General features: G+C 59.8%; 13 protein-coding genes and 1 pseudogene. 5 read left to right on the top strand and 9 right to left on the bottom strand.

Features of this window, described 5'->3' with window-relative positions:
• Window positions 1-7: 7 nt before the first annotated feature.
• Window positions 8-2494: a translation initiation factor IF-2 gene (gene infB / locus AQUI_RS0107845; RefSeq protein ID WP_027257031.1), complete on the top strand. Its 2487-nt coding sequence runs from the start codon at window positions 8-10 to the stop codon at window positions 2492-2494.
• A gap of 179 nt (window positions 2495-2673) precedes the next feature.
• On the opposite strand, the pseudogene AQUI_RS31860 reads toward infB, so the two are convergent.
• The 5 genes and pseudogenes from AQUI_RS31860 to AQUI_RS0107885 form a co-directional block, all read right to left on the bottom strand.
• Window positions 2674-3228, bottom strand: a pseudogene (locus AQUI_RS31860) (integrase core domain-containing protein); the annotation flags it as partial.
• Entirely contained in the window at window positions 3203-3328 is a 126-nt protein-coding gene (locus AQUI_RS32210; RefSeq protein WP_281171994.1) for a hypothetical protein, read from the bottom strand. The pseudogene AQUI_RS31860 and the gene AQUI_RS32210, both read right to left, overlap by 26 nt.
• A 581-nt stretch (window positions 3329-3909) precedes the next feature.
• A complete protein-coding gene (mutT, locus tag AQUI_RS0107875) occupies window positions 3910-4308 on the bottom strand; it encodes an 8-oxo-dGTP diphosphatase MutT (RefSeq protein WP_027257033.1) in 399 nt (132 codons plus the stop codon).
• Window positions 4305-5531 carry a bifunctional glutamate N-acetyltransferase/amino-acid acetyltransferase ArgJ gene (gene argJ, locus AQUI_RS0107880; protein ID WP_027257034.1) on the bottom strand — a complete coding sequence of 409 codons (1227 nt, stop codon included), beginning with the start codon at window positions 5529-5531 and terminating at the stop codon, window positions 4305-4307. Before argJ ends, mutT begins: the two co-directional genes overlap by 4 nt.
• 2 nt (window positions 5532-5533) lie before the next feature.
• Window positions 5534-6385, bottom strand: a complete 852-nt coding sequence (locus AQUI_RS0107885; RefSeq protein WP_027257035.1) for a peptidylprolyl isomerase — start codon at window positions 6383-6385, stop codon at window positions 5534-5536.
• 177 nt (window positions 6386-6562) lie between these two features.
• Here AQUI_RS0107885 and secA point away from each other — a divergent pair, with 177 nt between their 5' ends.
• The 3 genes from secA to AQUI_RS0107900 all read left to right on the top strand — a co-directional run bounded on the left by secA (window position 6563) and on the right by AQUI_RS0107900 (window position 12046).
• The gene (secA, locus tag AQUI_RS0107890; protein WP_027257036.1) at window positions 6563-9265 is read left to right on the top strand and encodes a preprotein translocase subunit SecA; all 2703 of its coding nucleotides are present in this window, start codon (window positions 6563-6565) and stop codon (window positions 9263-9265) included.
• Window positions 9266-9559: 294 nt separating this feature from the next.
• The gene (locus AQUI_RS0107895; RefSeq protein ID WP_027257037.1) at window positions 9560-10468 is read left to right on the top strand and encodes a hypothetical protein; all 909 of its coding nucleotides are present in this window, start codon (window positions 9560-9562) and stop codon (window positions 10466-10468) included.
• A 24-nt stretch (window positions 10469-10492) separates the two neighbouring features.
• Window positions 10493-12046 carry a phosphate ABC transporter substrate-binding/OmpA family protein gene (locus AQUI_RS0107900; protein ID WP_027257038.1) on the top strand — a complete coding sequence of 518 codons (1554 nt, stop codon included), beginning with the start codon at window positions 10493-10495 and terminating at the stop codon, window positions 12044-12046.
• 101 nt (window positions 12047-12147) lie between these two features.
• On the opposite strand, the gene radC is transcribed toward AQUI_RS0107900, so the two are convergent.
• From radC to dnaK, 3 genes are all read right to left on the bottom strand, one after another.
• Window positions 12148-12912, bottom strand: coding sequence for a RadC family protein (gene radC, locus AQUI_RS0107905; RefSeq protein ID WP_027257039.1), 765 nt, complete (start codon window positions 12910-12912; stop codon window positions 12148-12150).
• 207 nt (window positions 12913-13119) lie between these two features.
• A complete protein-coding gene (gene dnaJ / locus AQUI_RS0107910; RefSeq protein ID WP_027257040.1) occupies window positions 13120-14280 on the bottom strand; it encodes a molecular chaperone DnaJ in 1161 nt (386 codons plus the stop codon).
• 78 nt (window positions 14281-14358) lie between these two features.
• Window positions 14359-16473, bottom strand: a complete 2115-nt coding sequence (dnaK, locus tag AQUI_RS0107915) for a molecular chaperone DnaK (protein WP_281171995.1) — start codon at window positions 16471-16473, stop codon at window positions 14359-14361.
• Window positions 16474-16495: 22 nt separating this feature from the next.
• On the opposite strand from dnaK, the gene AQUI_RS0107920 reads away from it, so the two are divergent.
• Window positions 16496-17098 (top strand): alpha-ketoglutarate-dependent dioxygenase AlkB family protein, encoded by a 603-nt coding sequence (locus AQUI_RS0107920; protein WP_027257042.1) that lies wholly within the window; start codon window positions 16496-16498, stop codon window positions 17096-17098.
• Window positions 17099-17172: 74 nt separating this feature from the next.
• Here the strand turns inward: AQUI_RS0107920 and AQUI_RS0107925 are convergent, their stop codons facing one another.
• Complete coding sequence (locus AQUI_RS0107925; RefSeq protein ID WP_027257043.1) at window positions 17173-17994, bottom strand: ABC transporter permease; 822 nt, start codon at window positions 17992-17994, stop codon at window positions 17173-17175.
• Window positions 17995-18029 lie beyond the last annotated feature (35 nt).

Below are 18029 nucleotides of genomic sequence, written 5' to 3' on the forward strand. Positions count from 1 at the left end.
AAGCTTTATGAGCGATAGTGACGGCAAAAAGACACTGGGTCTGCGTGGGGGTTCCCGTCCGGGGAACGTGAAACAGAGTTTCAGCCATGGACGGACCAAGAATGTCGTAGTGGAAACCAAACGCAAGCGCGTTGTGGTTCCCAAGCCGGGTGCGGCCAAGGGCGGCGGCGGCGCTGCGCCTTCCACATCCGGATCGCGCCGGCCTGCCGGCATCAGTGACGCTGAAATGGAGCGCCGCCTGAAGGCGCTGCAGGCTGCCAAAGCGCGTGAGGCCGAAGAAGCGGCCGCACGGGCCGCGGAAGAAAAAGCGCGCGAAGAAGACCGGAACCGGCGTCGCGCCGAAGCGGAAGCCAAGGAACGCGAGCAGCGGGAAGCCGAAGAACGCGCCAAGGCCAAGCAAGAAGAAGAAGAGCGCAAGAAGCGTGAAGCTGAAGTGGCAAAAGAACGCGCCGCTGCTGCAGCTGTTGCTCCTGCGGCGGACACGCCCAAAGCGGCCCGCCCGGCGCCGAACAAACCCGCGCCTGCTGCCGCGCCGCGTAAAGCAGACCGTGAACGCGAACAGCGTCAGAACCGCGGCAAGGGCCAGGATGATGGCCGCCGTTCGGGCAAGCTGACATTGGGACAGGCTACTGGCGGCGGCGGCAACCGCCACCGGTCGATGGCTTCGATGAAGCGCAAGCAAGAGCGTGCCCGGCAAAAAGCCATGGGCGGCCAGGTCGAGCGTGAAAAGGTCATCCGCGACGTTCAGCTGCCTGAAGCGATTGTGGTTTCGGAACTGGCCAACCGGATGGCGGAGCGCGTTGGCGAAGTTGTCAAATCGCTGATGAACATGGGCATGATGGTCACGCAGAACCAGACCATTGATGCCGATACCGCAGAGCTGATCATCGAAGAATTCGGCCACAAGGTGGTCCGGGTGTCCGACTCCGACGTCGAAGACGTGATCAAGGAGGTCGTGGATAAAGACGATGATCTGAAACCGCGTCCGCCGGTCATCACCATCATGGGCCACGTCGACCACGGCAAGACCTCGCTGCTGGATGCGATCCGCGACGCCCGCGTTGTGGCTGGTGAAGCAGGCGGCATTACTCAGCATATCGGCGCGTATCAGGTGAAAACAGAAAGCGGCACCGTGCTGAGCTTCCTGGATACGCCGGGCCACGCGGCCTTTACTTCGATGCGCTCGCGCGGTGCTCAGGTGACGGATATCGTGGTCCTGGTTGTGGCCGCTGATGACGCGGTGATGCCGCAGACGATCGAGGCTATCAACCACGCCAAGGCAGCACAGGTTCCGATGATCGTGGCGATCAACAAGATCGACAAACCGGCGGCTGACCCGACAAAGGTCCGTACTGACTTGCTGCAGCACGAAGTGGTGGTGGAAGCGATGTCCGGTGACGTGCAGGACGTTGAAGTTTCCGCGGTAACCGGCCAAGGCTTGGACGAGCTGCTGGAAGCCATTGCACTGCAATCGGAAATTCTGGAACTGAAGGCCAACCCGGATCGTGCCGCCCAAGGTGCCGTGATCGAGGCACAGCTGGATGTGGGCCGAGGCCCCGTGGCAACTGTTCTGGTTCAGACCGGGACCTTGCGCCAGGGCGACATCTTTGTTGTGGGTGAGCAGTACGGCAAGGTCCGTGCCCTGATCAACGACAAGGGCGAGCGCGTTCAGGAAGCCGGCCCGTCGGTTCCTGTTGAGGTTCTTGGCCTCAACGGCACTCCGGAAGCAGGCGACGTGCTGAACGTGACTGACACCGAAGCACAGGCGCGCGAGATCGCAGAATACCGTGAGCAGGCCGCCAAGGATAAACGCGCCGCTGCCGGTGCTGCGACCACGCTGGAACAGCTGATGCAGAAGGCCAAGGATGACGAAAATGTCTCCGAGCTGCCGATCCTGGTCAAAGCCGACGTGCAGGGCTCCGCCGAAGCCATCGTTCAGGCGATGGAAAAGATCGGTAACGACGAAGTGCGCGTGCGCGTGCTGCACTCGGGCGTCGGTGCAATCACCGAAACCGATGTCGGCCTCGCCGAAGCCTCCGGTGCGCCGATCATGGGATTCAACGTCCGTGCCAATGCTTCGGCCCGCAACACCGCCAACCAGAAGAGCGTCGAGATCCGGTACTATTCGGTGATCTACGACCTGGTGGATGATGTGAAAGCGGCGGCCTCCGGTCTGCTGTCTGCCGAGATCCGCGAGAACTTCATCGGGTATGCGCAGATCAAGGAAGTCTTCAAGGTTACCGGTGTTGGCAAGGTTGCCGGCTGTCTGGTTACCGAAGGCATTGCCCGCCGTTCGGCAGGTGTCCGCCTGCTGCGCGACAACGTGGTTATCCACGAAGGCACGCTGAAGACGCTGAAGCGTTTCAAAGACGAAGTGTCCGAGGTTCAGTCTGGCCAGGAATGCGGTATGGCGTTTGAAAACTACGATGATGTCCGCCCGAACGATGTGATTGAGATCTTCGAACGCGAAGAAGTCACCCGTACCCTCGATTGATCGCTACGGAAGCTGAAATGGAAAACAAGCCCCGGCAGAATTGCCGGGGCTTGTTTTTTCCGCTGGGGTTTGCCTGGCCGTTCTCAAAGGCGCGCTGCAGCTGTCGGAACGTTTGCAAAGAACAGGGCGTCGCTATTGACCTTTATCTGTAAAACTTCAGACTTGATCTGACGGACACCTCAGCATTCTGTGCTGAGAATGGGTTGCCGACTGTCCGATGGATCGGAAGCCGTGATCGTCTTGTCCCTGGCAATATGCAGCGTTTCGCGGAAGGACTGCATAGGCGTCTTGCCATAGCAGTATCTTCCCGAATGCGGCCGCTGCTCGTTGTATCTGGCCGGCCAGGCGTCCATGTCCACTTGCAATTCCTCCACCGGCCGGTAGATCTTCTTGCGGAAGGCGATGTTCGCAGAACTCATCCTTGATGGTCCGGTGGAAGCGCTCGCAGATCCCGTTCGCCCTGCAATCGATTTACTGGATCGATTGCCTTACGGTCTCACTCTGGGGGCTGTTCGCCTTGGTTCTCGTGTGGTCCACGTCCTCGACGGCCAGGTAGAGCTGATAGGCATGGCTTCCGGCTTTGCCGCAATGTTCGGTGCCGCGGTCCGTCAGGATGCGCAACAGGCTGATGCCGTGTCCGGCAAAGAAGGGGTAACCCTGTCATTCAGCAGACCGGCGGCGGTGATCGCCGTTTTCCCGGTGCAGAGCTTACAGGCCGCCACCCGCGCATAGGTACCCCATCACCTTGCAGGCCTGCGAAACGCTGCCGAGCTGCTTCCCAAGCTCCAGCAGCCCCAGCTTCGGCTTGATGATCTTGTTCTGAATACTCGTCATTGATCGGCACTCCTTGCTTGCGCTCCTGAAGAGCAGAAATGTCGGATCAAGTCGCGTGTTCTACACTTTTATCAGCTGGAAAGTTTGCGGAGATTTTTCGCCGTTTTAAAAGGGCATGCCAGCGCTACGGGTGAAATGCCGAGTCGTGTTCAAGCGGTGCCCGTGAACGCAGTAGCAGACTGAAAATCCGAAAGGTTGCGTAAACTGGAAACCGAATCGGGAAGGTGGTACCTAAGAAGGGTAGCATCGCCTGCGGCCCTCTTTTGCCCGGCCTGCGTCTTAGCCGGCCGGTGATACCGGGCGGCCTTCATATGTTCTTTTGCCAACCCGCACCGCGATTTTCCCGTCAGGGAGCGCCCGTATGAAAATGCCCTGAACTAGCGAAAAGCTGCCAACTGCGATTGTCCGTAGCATGGTCTTCTCCTGCCCAATTGCAACTTCGGGTAGTCAACATGACCCGTACCCTGATGCTTGGACAAAATGATTAATAAAGTGTTCACACGCTCCGGTTGGGAAATTAAAGCCTTGGAAAAGCGGCAAAATCCATCATGTAAGATACTCGGCGCCGCAGCCTTTTGCCCCTACAGCCAGTCGCGCAAGATTGGGATCAGCGGGATATCGGCCGGCGGCATTGGATAGTCACGAAAATCCTGCGGCCGCACCCATTTCAGGGTTTGGCCTTCATTGGCTTGCGGAATGCCATCCCACTTGCGACACGCAAAAAGCGGCATTAGCAGGTGGAAATCTTCGTAGGAATGGCTGGCGAAGGTCAGCGGCGCCAAGCAAGACGCCCAGGTGTCAATGCCCAGTTCCTCCTGCAACTCACGGACCAGCGCAACCTCCGGTGTCTCACCAGCTTCGATCTTGCCGCCCGGGAACTCCCACAGGCCGGCCATGGACTTGCCTTCAGGGCGCTGCGCCAGCAGCACGCGCCCATCCATGTCGATGAGAGCAACCGCTGAGACCAGAACAACCTTCATGACCGGTAGTCCGCGTTGATGGAGATATACTGGTGCGTCAGATCGCAAGTCCAGACGGTCGACTTGCCATCACCCAGACCCAGGTCCACCTTTAGAGTGATCTCCTGCTTGTTCATCTCGGCGGCACCCAGCTCTTCCTTGTAGTCCGGCGATACCCAGCCGTTTTCGGCCACCAGCACATCGCCAAAGGAAATCGACAGCAGATCCCGGTCCGCCTCAGCGCCGGATTTGCCGATCGCCATCACCACGCGGCCCCAGTTCGGGTCCTCGCCTGCAATCGCTGTCTTTACCAGCGGTGAATTGGCGATTGCCAGACCATGGATCTTGGCATCCGCGTCCGAAGCGGCACCGGTGATCTGGATTTCCACGAATTTGGTCGCGCCCTCGCCATCGCGAACCACTTGGTGCGACAGGTCAAGCATCACCCGTTCCAGCCCGGCCGCAAATTCTGCATTGCCGGTGGCATCCACGCCGGAGGCGCCGGTGGCGCACAGCATCAGGCTGTCGGACGTCGAGGTGTCGCTGTCCACGGTGATGCAGTTGAAAGTCCGGTCGCAGATCTCAGCGAGCTGTTCCTGCAGGTCAGCTTGCCCGACCTTCGCATCGGTGAAGATGTAGACCAGCATCGTTGCCATATCCGGCGCAATCATGCCTGAACCCTTGGCGATGCCGGCGATCTTGATTGTCTGGCCGCCGATCCCAACCGTGGCGCTGGCACCTTTGGCAAAGGTGTCGGTTGTCATAATCGCCTTGGCGGCACCTTCCAGCGCGCCTTCGTTCAAATTGCTGTGCAGCTCGCCAATCTTTGCCACAATGCGGTCGTGCGGCAGAGGTTCGCCTATGACACCGGTGGAGGCAGTAAAAACACGCTCGGCAGGCAGGCCGGTTGCATCCGCAACTGCAGTCGTGATCTGAGCCACCGAGCTTTGCCCGAAATGACCTGTGAAGGCGTTGGAGTTGCCAGAGTTCACCAGGATTGCCGCACCGGCGTCAGCACTGCTGCCCAGTTTGGCTTGGCAGTCCAGAACCGGAGCAGAACGGGTCTTGGAGCGGGTGAATACCCCGGCAACCGAAGTGCCCGGGTCCATGACCGCCAGCATTACGTCGGTCCGGTCTTGATATTTGACCCCGGCCGCGGCTGATGCAAAACGCACGCCTTTGATCACCGGAAGATCGGGGAAGCTGGCAGGCGCCAGCGGCGAGACGGGCATGGGTGCGGCCATGATCAGTTCCCTACCAGGCTAAGGTCTTTGAGAATTGCTGGATCCAGGTCCTCGATCTCGGGGCGTTCGATTTCTGCGGACGCGGTCAGTTCATTCACGCGTTCTTCCACTGCCTTTTGGCGCAATTCCTCGGCCAGCTGTGCCCGCACTTCTTCAAACTCGGGGGCTTCGGTCTTGCGGCGCTCATGCAGCAGGATCACATGCCAGCCGAACTGGGTTTTCACGGGCCCTGAAATTTCACCGGAATGAAGCTTCAAAACAGCACCTTCGAACTCTGGCACCATACGGCCTGTGGTGAACCAGCCCAGATCGCCGCCGCTGGGGCCGGAGGGGCCAGTGGACTTTTCCTTGGCAAGCGTGGCAAAATCGGCGCCGGCGTCCAGTTCCTTCTTTACGTCTTCTGCGTCCTCTTCGCTTTCGACTAGGATATGGGCGGCATGAAACTCGTCTCCGCCGTCTCCGGTAGAGTATTTTCCGTCATAGGCGGCACGCAGCGCCTCCTCGCCGCTGGCCTTTTCCATGATCATATCGATCACGTTGGCGGCAAGCATAGCGCGCTCTTCGTTTTCGACGGACAATTGCACGTAGCGAGGCATTTCGCCATGCAGCTGCTGTTTCAGCGCGGTTTGCTGAACCAGCTGATCCAGGATGGCATTGTAGAGTACGTCATCAGGCAGCTGTTTGTACTGTGCGGGCAGGTTTTCGCGGGCCATGACCATATGGCCGATGGTGATTTCTTCGCCATTGACCGAGGCAACAACCGTGTTGGCATGAGGCGCAGCAGCTGCGGCCAGCGGCAGCGCAGTACAGGCTGCCACCGCCACGCCACGCAGAAAAGTGAGACCTTTACGCATTGAAACCTTCCTATTCATAGGCCGTATAGGGGCCTGCCGTTGACACTCTATACCCTGCCGCTTACATCGCCTTGAGGCCATTGGCAGGACCGTCTTTCCACCATTGTTTATGGGTTGCGGACACGGCGGGCAAGCCTGCCCGATGCAAAGGCCGGACATAGGATCGCTGGAGAAAACATGCTGGGTTTCGGAACACTCGCCAAAAAGGTTTTCGGCACACCGAACGACCGTAAAATCAAGGCGACACGGCCGCTGATAGCACAAATCAACGGGCTGGAAGAAACGTTCGCGAAGCTCAGCGATGACGGGCTGAAGGATAAGACCGAAGAGCTGCGTAAGCGCGCATTGGGTGGTGAAAGCCTGGACGCGCTGCTGCCCGAAGCCTTTGCCAACGTGCGCGAAGCTGCCAAGCGTGCGCTGGGTCTGCGCGCTTTTGATACCCAGCTGATGGGCGGGATCTTCCTGCATCAGGGTAACATTTCCGAGATGAAGACCGGCGAGGGCAAGACCCTCGTGGCGACTTTCCCGGCCTATCTGAATGCGCTGACCGGCAAGGGCGTGCATGTGGTTACCGTCAACGAATACCTGGCAACGCGCGACAGTGAATGGATGGGCAAGGTGTTTGCCCAGCTGGGCATGACCACCGGTGTGATCTGGTCCGGACAGCCCGACGCCGAAAAGATGGCTGCCTATAGCAGTGATGTGACCTACACCACCAACAACGAGCTGGGCTTCGACTACCTGCGCGACAACATGAAACCGTCGCTGGACCAAGTGTTCCAGAAGCAGCACAACTTTGCCATCGTCGACGAGGTCGACTCGATCCTGATCGACGAGGCCCGCACCCCGCTGATCATTTCCGGCCCGGCTGAAGACAGATCCGAACTTTATTCAACCATCGACAAAGTGATCCCGCTTCTGTCGGAAGAACACTATGAGATCGACGAGAAAACCCGTGGTGTGACCTTCACCGAGGACGGCAACGAATACCTGGAGCAGACGCTGCGCGAGCACGGGCTCTTGGAAGAAGATGCTTCGCTGTATGATCCCGAAAGCACCACCGTTGTCCACCACGTGAACCAGGCCCTGCGCGCGCACAAGCTGTTCCAGCGGGACAAGGATTATATCGTCCGCAACGGCGAAGTTGTTCTGATCGATGAGTTCACTGGCCGCATGATGCCGGGCCGCCGCCTGTCCGAAGGATTGCACCAGGCCATTGAGGCCAAAGAAGAGGTCAATATCGAGCCGGAGAATACCACCCTGGCCTCAGTAACCTTCCAAAATTACTTCCGCCTTTATAACAAGCTCTCGGGCATGACCGGCACCGCGATGACTGAGGCGGAAGAATTTGCCGAGATTTATAGCCTCGGTGTAGTCGAAGTGCCGACCAACCGCCCGATCGCGCGGGTGGATGAGGATGATCAAGTCTACCGCACCGCCCGTGAGAAATACGAGGCGATGATCAAGGAAGCCAAGGTAGCGCATGCAAAGGGCCAGCCGGTTCTTCTGGGCACGACCTCGATCGAGAAATCCGAACTACTGAGCCAGATGCTGCAGCAGGACGGCATCCCGCACAACGTTCTGAACGCCCGCCACCACGAGCAGGAAGCGCAGATCGTTGCTGATGCCGGCCGCTATGGCGCGGTGACCATTGCCACCAACATGGCCGGCCGCGGCACCGATATTCAGCTCGGCGGCAACGTCGAGATGAAAGTGCTGGAAGTGTTGGAGCAAAACCCTGAGGCTGATCCCGCAGAGCTGCGTGCGGCTGAGGAAGCCAAACACGCTGAAGAAAAGCAGAAGGTGCTGGACGCAGGCGGGTTGTTTGTGATGGCTTCGGAGCGCCACGAAAGCCGCCGCATCGACAATCAGCTGCGCGGCCGTTCAGGCCGTCAGGGCGACCCGGGCCGTACCCGGTTCTATCTCAGCCTTGAAGACGACCTGATGCGCATCTTCGGGTCTGAACGCTTGGACAAGCTGCTGTCGTCGCTTGGCATGAAGGAAGGCGAGGCGATCATTCATCCCTGGGTGAACAAATCTCTGGAACGCGCCCAGGCCAAGGTTGAAGGCCGCAACTTCGACATGCGCAAGAACGTGCTGAAGTTCGACGATGTGATGAACGACCAACGCAAGGTGATCTTCAATCAGCGCCGCGAAATTATGGCCGCCGAGGATTTGTCTGAGATTGTCGCTGACATGCGTCACGAAGTGATCGACGATCTGCTCGACACCCACATGCCGGCAAAGACCTACGCCGATCAGTGGGACACGGCAGGCCTGCAGGAGCAGGTCCGCGAAATGCTGAGCATTGACGCGCCGGTGGCAGAGTGGGCCGCCGAAGAAGGCGTCGATGACGAGCAGATCCGCGAGCGGCTGGTTGAGGCATCTGACAAGATGATGGCGGAAAAAACCGAGGCATTTGGCCCGGAAAATATGCGCAATATTGAAAAGCAGGTTCTGCTGCAGACAATAGACAAGAACTGGCGCGAGCATCTGCTGACGCTGGAGCATCTGCGCTCGGTGGTGGGTTTCCGCGGCTATGCGCAGCGTGATCCGCTCAATGAATACAAGAACGAAAGTTTTCAGCTGTTTGAAAGCATGCTCGATTCCTTGCGTGAAGAAGTGTCCCAGCAGCTTGGCCGCGTGCGTCCGATGACTGAGGACGAGCAGCAGCAGATGCTCAAGGAAATGGCTGCCCGCCAGGCCGCGATGCAGCAAATGGCAGTCCCGCAGCCAACCGCTGCCGAAGCTTCGGCAGAAGACCCGGCACCGGGTTTCGTGGAGGATGATCCGGCGACTTGGGGCAACCCCTCGCGCAACGACAAATGCCCTTGCGGGTCGGGTAAGAAGTTCAAGCACTGCCACGGCAGCCTTACCTGAAACCTGAAGAAGACATGTAGGTTCCATTTTGAACCTGCGTCCAGCGACGGGCGGGTGATCTCCCGCCCGTCGCCGGCTATTTGGCAAAGGCCGCTCCCGTTGGGCATGGCGCTGTGCAAGGCACAACGCGCGAGGTCGCCAGAGAGCCTCTGGCGCAGGGGGTGTCTTTGTTTCCCGATGCGCAACAAAGATGGCGTGATTGCCGTATTTGCCGGAATCTCTCCTGCTGGCGGCCACAAACTGGCCGGCATTTCCAGACAAGCTTCCTTAACCAAACAGGTTCAGGAGGATCTAATGTTAAGTAAACAAGTGATGCTGACGAGCGCGATGACGCTGGCTTGCGCCTTGGGTATCGGATTCTACATGCAGACCTCAGTCCCTGGCTTGGTGGTCAACGTGACCGGCCGGACCGCCGCGGCTGATCCTAAACTGCCAGGGGAACCCGAAGCTGCTCAACTGCAGATCGAAAAGATCACCCTGACCTCGACGCCGCATGCTGCCAGTAAGTTGAAAGCGGGCAGCCAGCCTGCTGAACCGGTGCAGACAGTGTCTTGCCAGATGACCGCCGCAGCCGAAGCAGCGCCGATGGCGATGGCCAGACTATCTGTTGAGGCGCTTTGCCGGGCAAATGAGCGGCTGACCGTGCATCACAGCGGCATGACCTTTGCTGCTGCGCTGGACCAGTCCGGCCGGTTCAGCGCGCTGGTGCCGGCTTTGACCCGGACGGCTGTCTTCATCGCGGAGACCGCAAATGGCGGCGGCGCTGTTGCCGTTGCAAAGGTTGATGGCCTCGAAACCATTGAGCGTATTGTTCTGCAGTGGACCGGTAACAGCGGTTTCGAAATCCACGCCCGCGAGTTCGGTGCCGCTTATGGCAGCACTGGCCATGTTTGGCACGGCACGGCCGGTGCCGGGGCTGGGCAGGTCGTCCGCTTGGGTGACGACGGGCAACTGGCGCCGCGTATTGCCGAGGTTTACAGCCTGCCAAATGACACAAGCGAGTCCGGCACTGTGTCCTTGACTGCTGAGGCTGAAGTTACGGCGGTCAATTGCGGCCGGGATGTTTCTGCTCAGGCACTGCAATTGCGCGCTGGACAGCTCACAAGCCGGGATTTGGTGATGGCAATGCCGGATTGCGATGCAACAGGCAGCTTTCTGGTGTTGAATAATCTGGTAGAAGACTTGAAAATCGCATCCAACTGATTTGCGGTAACTTCAGGTATCCATATGACCTTCTTTCGTGCGGCCATTTGCGCCGCACTTTTTCTGGCAGTCCTTGCGCGCGGTCTTGCTGCTCAGGACGTCACCCTGTCTTCCCCGGATGGCGTAGTAGAAATCACCGGCACGTTGCTGGGATTCGACGGCGAGTTTTACCGGGTACAGACCCAGTTCGGCGAACTGACCGTCGATGGTTCAGGCGTAGCGTGTGATGGGCCAGGCTGCCCCAGTCTGTCCGGATTTGTCTCGGAAATCACTTTGGCTGGTTCTTCAGCCATGTCTGAAGTTCTGATGCCTGCGCTGATTGAAGGCTTCGCCCTTCGAAATGGCTATCAGACTCAATTGGAGGCATTGCCGGACGGAAATTTCAGTCATGTCCTTCTGCGCGGGCAAAAGCCGGCCGCACGCTTCACTTTCCTGGCCAGCAATACCGATGGCGGGTTTGCGGCTCTTATCGCAGATGAGGCGGATGTGACGATGGCACTGCGGGAAATCCGACCGCTGGAACAAAAAGCCGCCCGGGCCGCAGGACTGGGTGATCTGACCGGTCCGGGCCGCAGCCGGGTTCTGGCGTTGGACGCCTTTGTGCCGGTGGTGGCGCCTAGCAATCCGGTGCGCGAGATTTCTCTGCCGCAACTGGCTGGGATATTCTCCGGTCAAATCACTAACTGGCAAACGGTTGGCGGTCCTGATGCGGCGATTTCACTGCATATGCCGGTTTCGGGCTCAGGCCTCGCCCAGGCGGTGGAGGATAGGCTGATGTTGCCTTTCGGAGCTGGGTTCACAACACGAATCCGCCGCCATGACCGCAGCAGTACACTTGCCCGCCGGGTTCTCGTCGATCCCTTTGCAATTGGCATCGCCAGCTTTGCTGAGAAAGGCGCGGCGCGGATGCTGACGTTAACGGGCCCTTGCGGGTTCTCTCTGCAGGCCAGCCGCCGGGCAGTAAAGACTGAAGACTATCCGCTGACTGTTCCCATGTTCCTTTACTTGCCGGCCCGTCGCCTGCCCAAAGTTGCGCGGGACTTCCTGGCTTATGTGCGGGGGTCTGCGGCACAAGCAGTAATCCGCCGGGCGGGTTTTGTCGATCAGGCGCCAGAACGGATCCCGGTCAGCCGCCAAGGCCGCCGTCTGGCAAATGCGATCTTGGCGGCGGAGGACAAATCCGGACTGGAGGAACTTCAGCGGATGGTGGCCTTGCTGGGCGCCATGCGGCGGTTGACCATCTCGTTCCGGTTCGAACCTGGATCGACGCGCCCTGATGCACAATCCCGCAGTAACGTCGAGCAGCTGGCCCGCGCGCTGGAGGCAGGAGAGTTCGACGGAAAAGAAATTGTTTTTGCTGGGTTTTCCGATGGGGTCGGACCATCTGAAGGCAATCGGCGGATTGCTTTGAAGCGAGCCGGTGCAGTTCGGGATGCTGTGATCAAAGCAGCAGAGACGGCAGATACAGCCCGGGTGCAGATCAGCACACATGGCTTTGGCGAGGCTTTGCCGATGGCCTGTGACGACAGCGAATGGGGGCGGCAGATTAACCGCCGGGTTGAGGTCTGGGTGCGCTAAGTGCCGGGGCGGCGGGCGGGCTCCCGCGCATTTGACATGGCATCAGAGATGCCCTGTAAATCCTTGGGCCGGGCACCGCGCTGGCGCGCGCTGCGGCAGCGCTAGAGAAGCCCGCGGGCGCGGAAGCTGAGTTCGGTGGATTTTCCGATAATCAAGTGGTCGTGCAAGGTGATGCCAAGGGCGGTCAGGGCGGCCTGGATCTGATCTGTCATACTGAGGTCACTGTCCGAAGGCGTGGGGTCGCCGGATGGATGATTATGGACCAAAATCAAAGCACTAGCATTTATCTCAAGAGCCCGTTTGGCGACTTCTCGGGGGTAAACCGGGACATGGTCGACGGTGCCGCGGGCCTGTTCCTCGTCGGCGATCAGCACGTTCTTGCGGTCCAGGAACAGGATGCGGAATTGCTCGGTCTCGCGGTGCGCCATGGTGGTGTGGCAGTAGTCCAGAAGCGCGTCCCAGCTGGAGATCACCTGGCGCTGCATCACCCGGGCACGGGCCATGCGGTGGGCTGCGGCCTCCAGCACCTTGAGGTCGGTGATCACCGCGTCGCCGATGCCCCGGATCTGCACCAGCCGTTCCGGAGAAGCCGTGACAACGCGGTTGAAATCTCCAAAAGTATCAAGCAGTTGCCGAGCCAGGGGTTTGACATCGCGGCGCGGGATGGAGCGGAACAGGACCAGTTCCAGCAGTTCGTAATCCGGCATTGCAGCGGCACCGCCCTGCAGGAAACGCTCACGCAGACGGGCGCGGTGGTCCTTGATGTAAGAGGGTAGGCGGCCTTGGGGCAGGGGGGCCGCAGAGGCTTCGCCGCTGCCGGGAAACAGCGGCAGCGAAATCTCCTCGAATGCGGGATCCTTGGCCATGGCGCCATGGTGGCGCCATCTTGGTTGAGAAAGTGTTAATGCGCGCCGCGTTGCGGCGCCAGCCGGGGGTGACAGACGTGCACGGCCTGTGCACCCGCTGTACACCGCAGCGGTGCGGCATGGGGCAGGCAGAGCACAAAAGAAAAGCGCCCCTGATAGGGGCGCTTTCTGCAGTAACCATCCAGTGGATGGTTTTCCGGGCGCGCCTCAGCCCTTCATCCCATCCCAGAAGCTTTTCACTGAAGAGAAGAAGCTGCGGGATTCAGGGTTGGTGTTGTCCTCGGACATTTCCTCGAACTCGCGCAGAAGCTCTTTCTGGCGGGCGGTGAGGTTGACCGGAGTTTCCACCGCCAGTTCGATGAACATGTCGCCGGTGGCACCGCCGCGCAGGGCTGGCATGCCCTTGCTGCGCAGACGCATCTGACGGCCGGACTGGCTGCCTTCGGGGATCTGCACCCGGCCGCGGCCGCCGTCGATGGTCGGCACCTCGATGGAGCCGCCAAGGGCTGCCTTGGCCATGCTGACCGGCACCCGGCAGTAAAGATTGTTGCCGTCGCGCTCGAATAGGGCGTGCGGGGCAACCTCGACGAAAATGTAGAGGTCTCCCGGAGGGCCGCCGCGCAGGCCGGCTTCGCCTTCGCCGGCGAGACGGATGCGGGTGCCGGTTTCCACCCCTGCCGGAATGTTCACCGACAGTGAGCGGTCCTTTTCGACCCGGCCGTGGCCGTGGCAGGATTTGCACGGGTTTTTGATGATCTGACCCAGGCCCGAACAGGTCGGGCAGGTGCGTTCAACGGTGAAGAAACCCTGCTGCGCGCGGACCTTACCCATGCCGGAGCAGGTCGGGCAGGTTGTGGGTTCCACGCCGCCTTCAGCGCCGGTGCCCTCGCAAGAGGTACAGGAGACCGAGGTCGGAACCTTGATGGTCTTGTGCAAGCCGCCAAAAGCGTCTTCCAACGAGACCCGCAGGTTATACCGCAGGTCAGCACCGCGGGAGGCCCGCTGCCGTCCGCCGCCGCCACCGCGCTGGCCGCCCATGAAGTCGCCAAAGAGGTCGTCGAACACGTCCGAAAAGGCGGAAGAGAAATCACCGCCGCCAAAGCCTTGGCCCTGACCGCCGCGCTGACCGCCGCCCATGCCGTTTTCAAAGGCGGCATGGCCAAAGCGGTCATAGGCTGCCTTTTTCTCGGCGTCCTTCAAGACGTCATAAGCCTCGTTGGCTTCCTTGAACTGCGATTCGGCGTCCGGATTGTCGGAATTCCGGTCGGGGTGCAGTTCTTTGGCCTTCTTGCGAAAGCCCTTTTTGATTTCGTCTGCGGTGGCGCCCTTGGCCACGCCCAGAACGTCGTAATAGTCGCGTTTTGACATCGGATAACCCCATCTGCCTCAACGAAAATGGGCCGGTCCGGGGTCCGGACCGGCCCGCTATGGCCTGCGTATCAGGCGTTAGCGCTTGTCGTTGTCCAGGTCTTCGAATTCCGCGTCAACGATGTCGTCGTCAGCCGGGCTTGCGGCTTCGTCAGCGGCGGCAGGCTCTTCTTCGCTGTCTGCTTCGGCCTGCGCCTTGTAGATCGCTTCACCCAGCTTCATGGCGGATTCGGTGACGTTCTGGATACCTGCCTTGATCTTCTCGGCAGTCGACTTTTCGTTCTCCAGGTCGTCCTTCAGCGCGGCAATGGCCAGTTCGATCACTTCGACGGTCGACGGGTCCACCTTGTCGGTGTGCTCTTCCACTGCTTTTTCGGTCGAGTGGATCAGGCTTTCGGCCTGGTTCCGGGCTTCGATCAGCTCGCGGCGTTCTTTGTCCGCTTCGGCGTTCTCTTCGGCGTCCTTGACCATTTTTTCGATATCGTCGTCCGAGAGGCCGCCCGATGCCTGGATAGTGATCTGCTGTTCCTTGCCGGTCGCCTTGTCCTTGGCGCCGACCGACACGATGCCGTTGGCGTCGATGTCAAAGGTCACTTCGATCTGCGGCAGGCCGCGCGGTGCCGGAGGGATTTCCTCGAGGTTGAACTGGCCGAGCATCTTGTTGTCGGCGGCCATTTCACGCTCACCCTGGAAGCAGCGGATGGTTACGGCGTTCTGGTTGTCTTCCGCGGTCGAGAACACTTGGCTCTTCTTGGTCGGGATGGTGGTGTTGCGGTCGATCAGCCGGGTGAAAACACCGCCCAGGGTTTCAATACCCAGGGACAGCGGGGTCACGTCGAGCAGCACCACGTCTTTGACGTCGCCCTGAAGAACGCCGGCCTGGATGGCGGCGCCCATGGCAACCACTTCGTCCGGGTTCACACCCTTGTGCGGCTCTTTGCCGAAGAATTTGGTGACTTCTTCAATGACGCGCGGCATGCGGGTCATACCGCCGACCAGAACCACCTCGTCGATGTCGCCTGCGGACAGGCCTGCGTCCTTCAGCGCGGCCTTGCACGGATCCATCGAACGCTTGATCAGGTCGCCGACCAGGCTTTCCAGCTTGGCGCGGGTCAGTTTCATCACCATGTGCAGCGGCTGGCCCGAAGACGGGTCCATCGAGATGAACGGCTGGTTGATCTCGGTCTGCGAGGTGGAGGACAGCTCGATCTTGGCTTTCTCCGCGGCCTCTTTCAGGCGCTGCAGGGCCATCTTGTCCTTGGACAGATCGACGCCGTTTTCCTTTTTAAACTGGTCCGCCAGATAGTTGACGATCCGCATGTCAAAGTCTTCGCCGCCCAGGAAGGTGTCGCCGTTGGTCGATTTCACTTCGAACAGGCCGTCGTCGATTTCCAGGATGGTCACGTCGAAGGTGCCGCCGCCGAGGTCATAAACCGCGATGGTTTGGGTTTCTTCTTTGTCGAGGCCATAGGCCAGCGCAGCCGCGGTCGGCTCGTTGATGATGCGCAGAACTTCGAGGCCCGCGATCTTGCCGGCGTCTTTGGTGGCCTGGCGCTGGGCGTCGTTGAAATAGGCCGGCACGGTGATCACAGCCTGGGTGACTTCCTCGCCCAGGTAGGATTCGGCGGTCTCTTTCATCTTGCCCAGGGTGAAGGCGGAAATTTGGGACGGAGAGTATTTCTCACCCTTGGCTTCGACCCAAGCGTCGCCGTTGCCGCCGTTGACGATGGAAAACGGCACCATTTTTTTGTCTTTGGCGACTGCGGCGTCGTCGAAGCGGCGGCCGATCAGGCGCTTGACGCCAAACACGGTGTTGTCGGGGTTGGTGACAGCCTGGCGCTTGGCGGGCTGGCCGACCAGGCGCTCGTCGTCGGTGAAGGCAACAATAGACGGGGTGGTGCGTGCGCCCTCGGCGTTTTCAATCACGCGGGGCTGGGAGCCATCCATGATGGCCACGCAGGAGTTGGTGGTACCCAGGTCAATGCCGATAACTTTGCTCATTTGCGATCCCTTTTTACTACTCAAGGCGATTACCCGAGGCCTGAACCCGTTGCGGCATCCTGGCCCCGATGGAAGTTGCGGTTTGGTCTGCACCTTGCCGCGTCCCGGCGTATATAGGGAGCAGAAAACGCCCCTGCAAGCGCTCAGACACGCGTTGATGCGTGAATCAATGCGCTTTTTTGCAGGGGTCATGGTTAAGGATGGATGAACGGCAATGACCTTGCTGCGTGTGCGCGGATTTGATGTTTACAAGGGGTTTCTTGATCCGGCCCGGCAAGCAGCGTTGATAGACGCGTTGCGGCCGGTGCTGAAGGCGGCGCCGCTGTTCTCACCCAAGGTGCCGGGGGGCGGGCAGATGTCGGTACGGATGACGTCGGCGGGGCAATTCGGCTGGTATTCTGACACCTCCGGCTACCGCTATGCGGAGCAGCATCCTTCAGGACGGGACTGGCCGGATATCCCTGAGGCGGTACTGGAGATCTGGCAGCAGTTGACCGGGCTGGAGCGGGCACCGGAATGCTGCTTGCTGAATTACTATGGAGAGGGTGCGCGGATGGGGCTGCATCAGGACAAGGATGAGGCGGATTTCTCCTACCCCGTGGTATCCATCAGCTTGGGCGATGACGCCCTGTTTCGGATTGGCAACCGCAGTCGTGGCGGAAAGACGGAATCGGTCTGGCTCAACTCAGGCGACGCGGTGGTGATGGGCGGCGAGGCGCGGCTGACCTATCACGGGGTGGACAGGATCCGGTTCAAATCCTCGCGGCTGCTGCCCAAGGGCGGGCGGATCAATCTGACACTCAGAGTGGTCGTGTGAGGCCGGCGGGGCGCAAAAGTTTTCCGGAAAACTTTGACCAAGATTTTTGGAAAGTCTTGGTCCAGCTGCGGCGGTTACCGTCGAGCGCTCCAGCTGATGGACACCTGACGGCGCGTGTAGAATTCGCCCATCAGGCCGATTACGATCAGCACCAGCGCTACCCAGGCCGCATACTGCCAGGAACTGAAGTGCGGGTTGTAGTTGATAAAGACAAAGCCGCGGGCCTGGTCGATGCAGTGAAACAGCGGGTTCCAGTCGAACATGGCAAGCATGAAGCTGGGCAGCGTGTTGGCCAGGAACATCTTGCCCGACGCGATCATATTGGCGCGCTGATAGATCATCGTTAAAATGCTCACCAGTCCAGGTGCCCAGGGTTTCAGCACCAGGAACACCAGCCCGACAGAGGCGCCGGTGATCCAGGCGAGCAATATCATGCCAAAGGCGGGTATGGGCTCTTCGATATGCACCGGCGTGAATGCAACGTGGTAGACAAACAGGATGATGAACAGTGACAGCACTTGGATGTACAGCGCGCCGATTGCGGCAGATAGAATGGCCACCATCGTGTTCATCGGCGCATGCTGCATCATCGGGCTGCTGGGCCCTTCGGCGCTGGCAACGGCACCGACTGTCTTGGTGTGAACCATGAACAGAAACACGCCGGACATAACATAAAGCAGAAAGTCACCGCGAATGGCAGAGCCGCGCAGGCCCAGCAGCGCGAACATTGCAAAAAACGCGCCCACAAAAAGGACTGCCTGCAGGATGTTCAGAGCCAGGGCTGCAAAGGCATTGTTGTGTTTGGAACGGACGCTGCGCACGACCGAATGGAATACCACCTCGCTAAGTGTGAGGAGCCCGGACAACGAGGATTGCTGAGTGCGCTGCTGAAACATGAGACCTGTATTCTCTGCTCGAATTTGATGCGGCT

The sequence above is a fragment of the Leisingera aquimarina DSM 24565 genome (assembly GCF_000473165.1).
GTDB lineage: Bacteria > Pseudomonadota > Alphaproteobacteria > Rhodobacterales > Rhodobacteraceae > Leisingera > Leisingera aquimarina.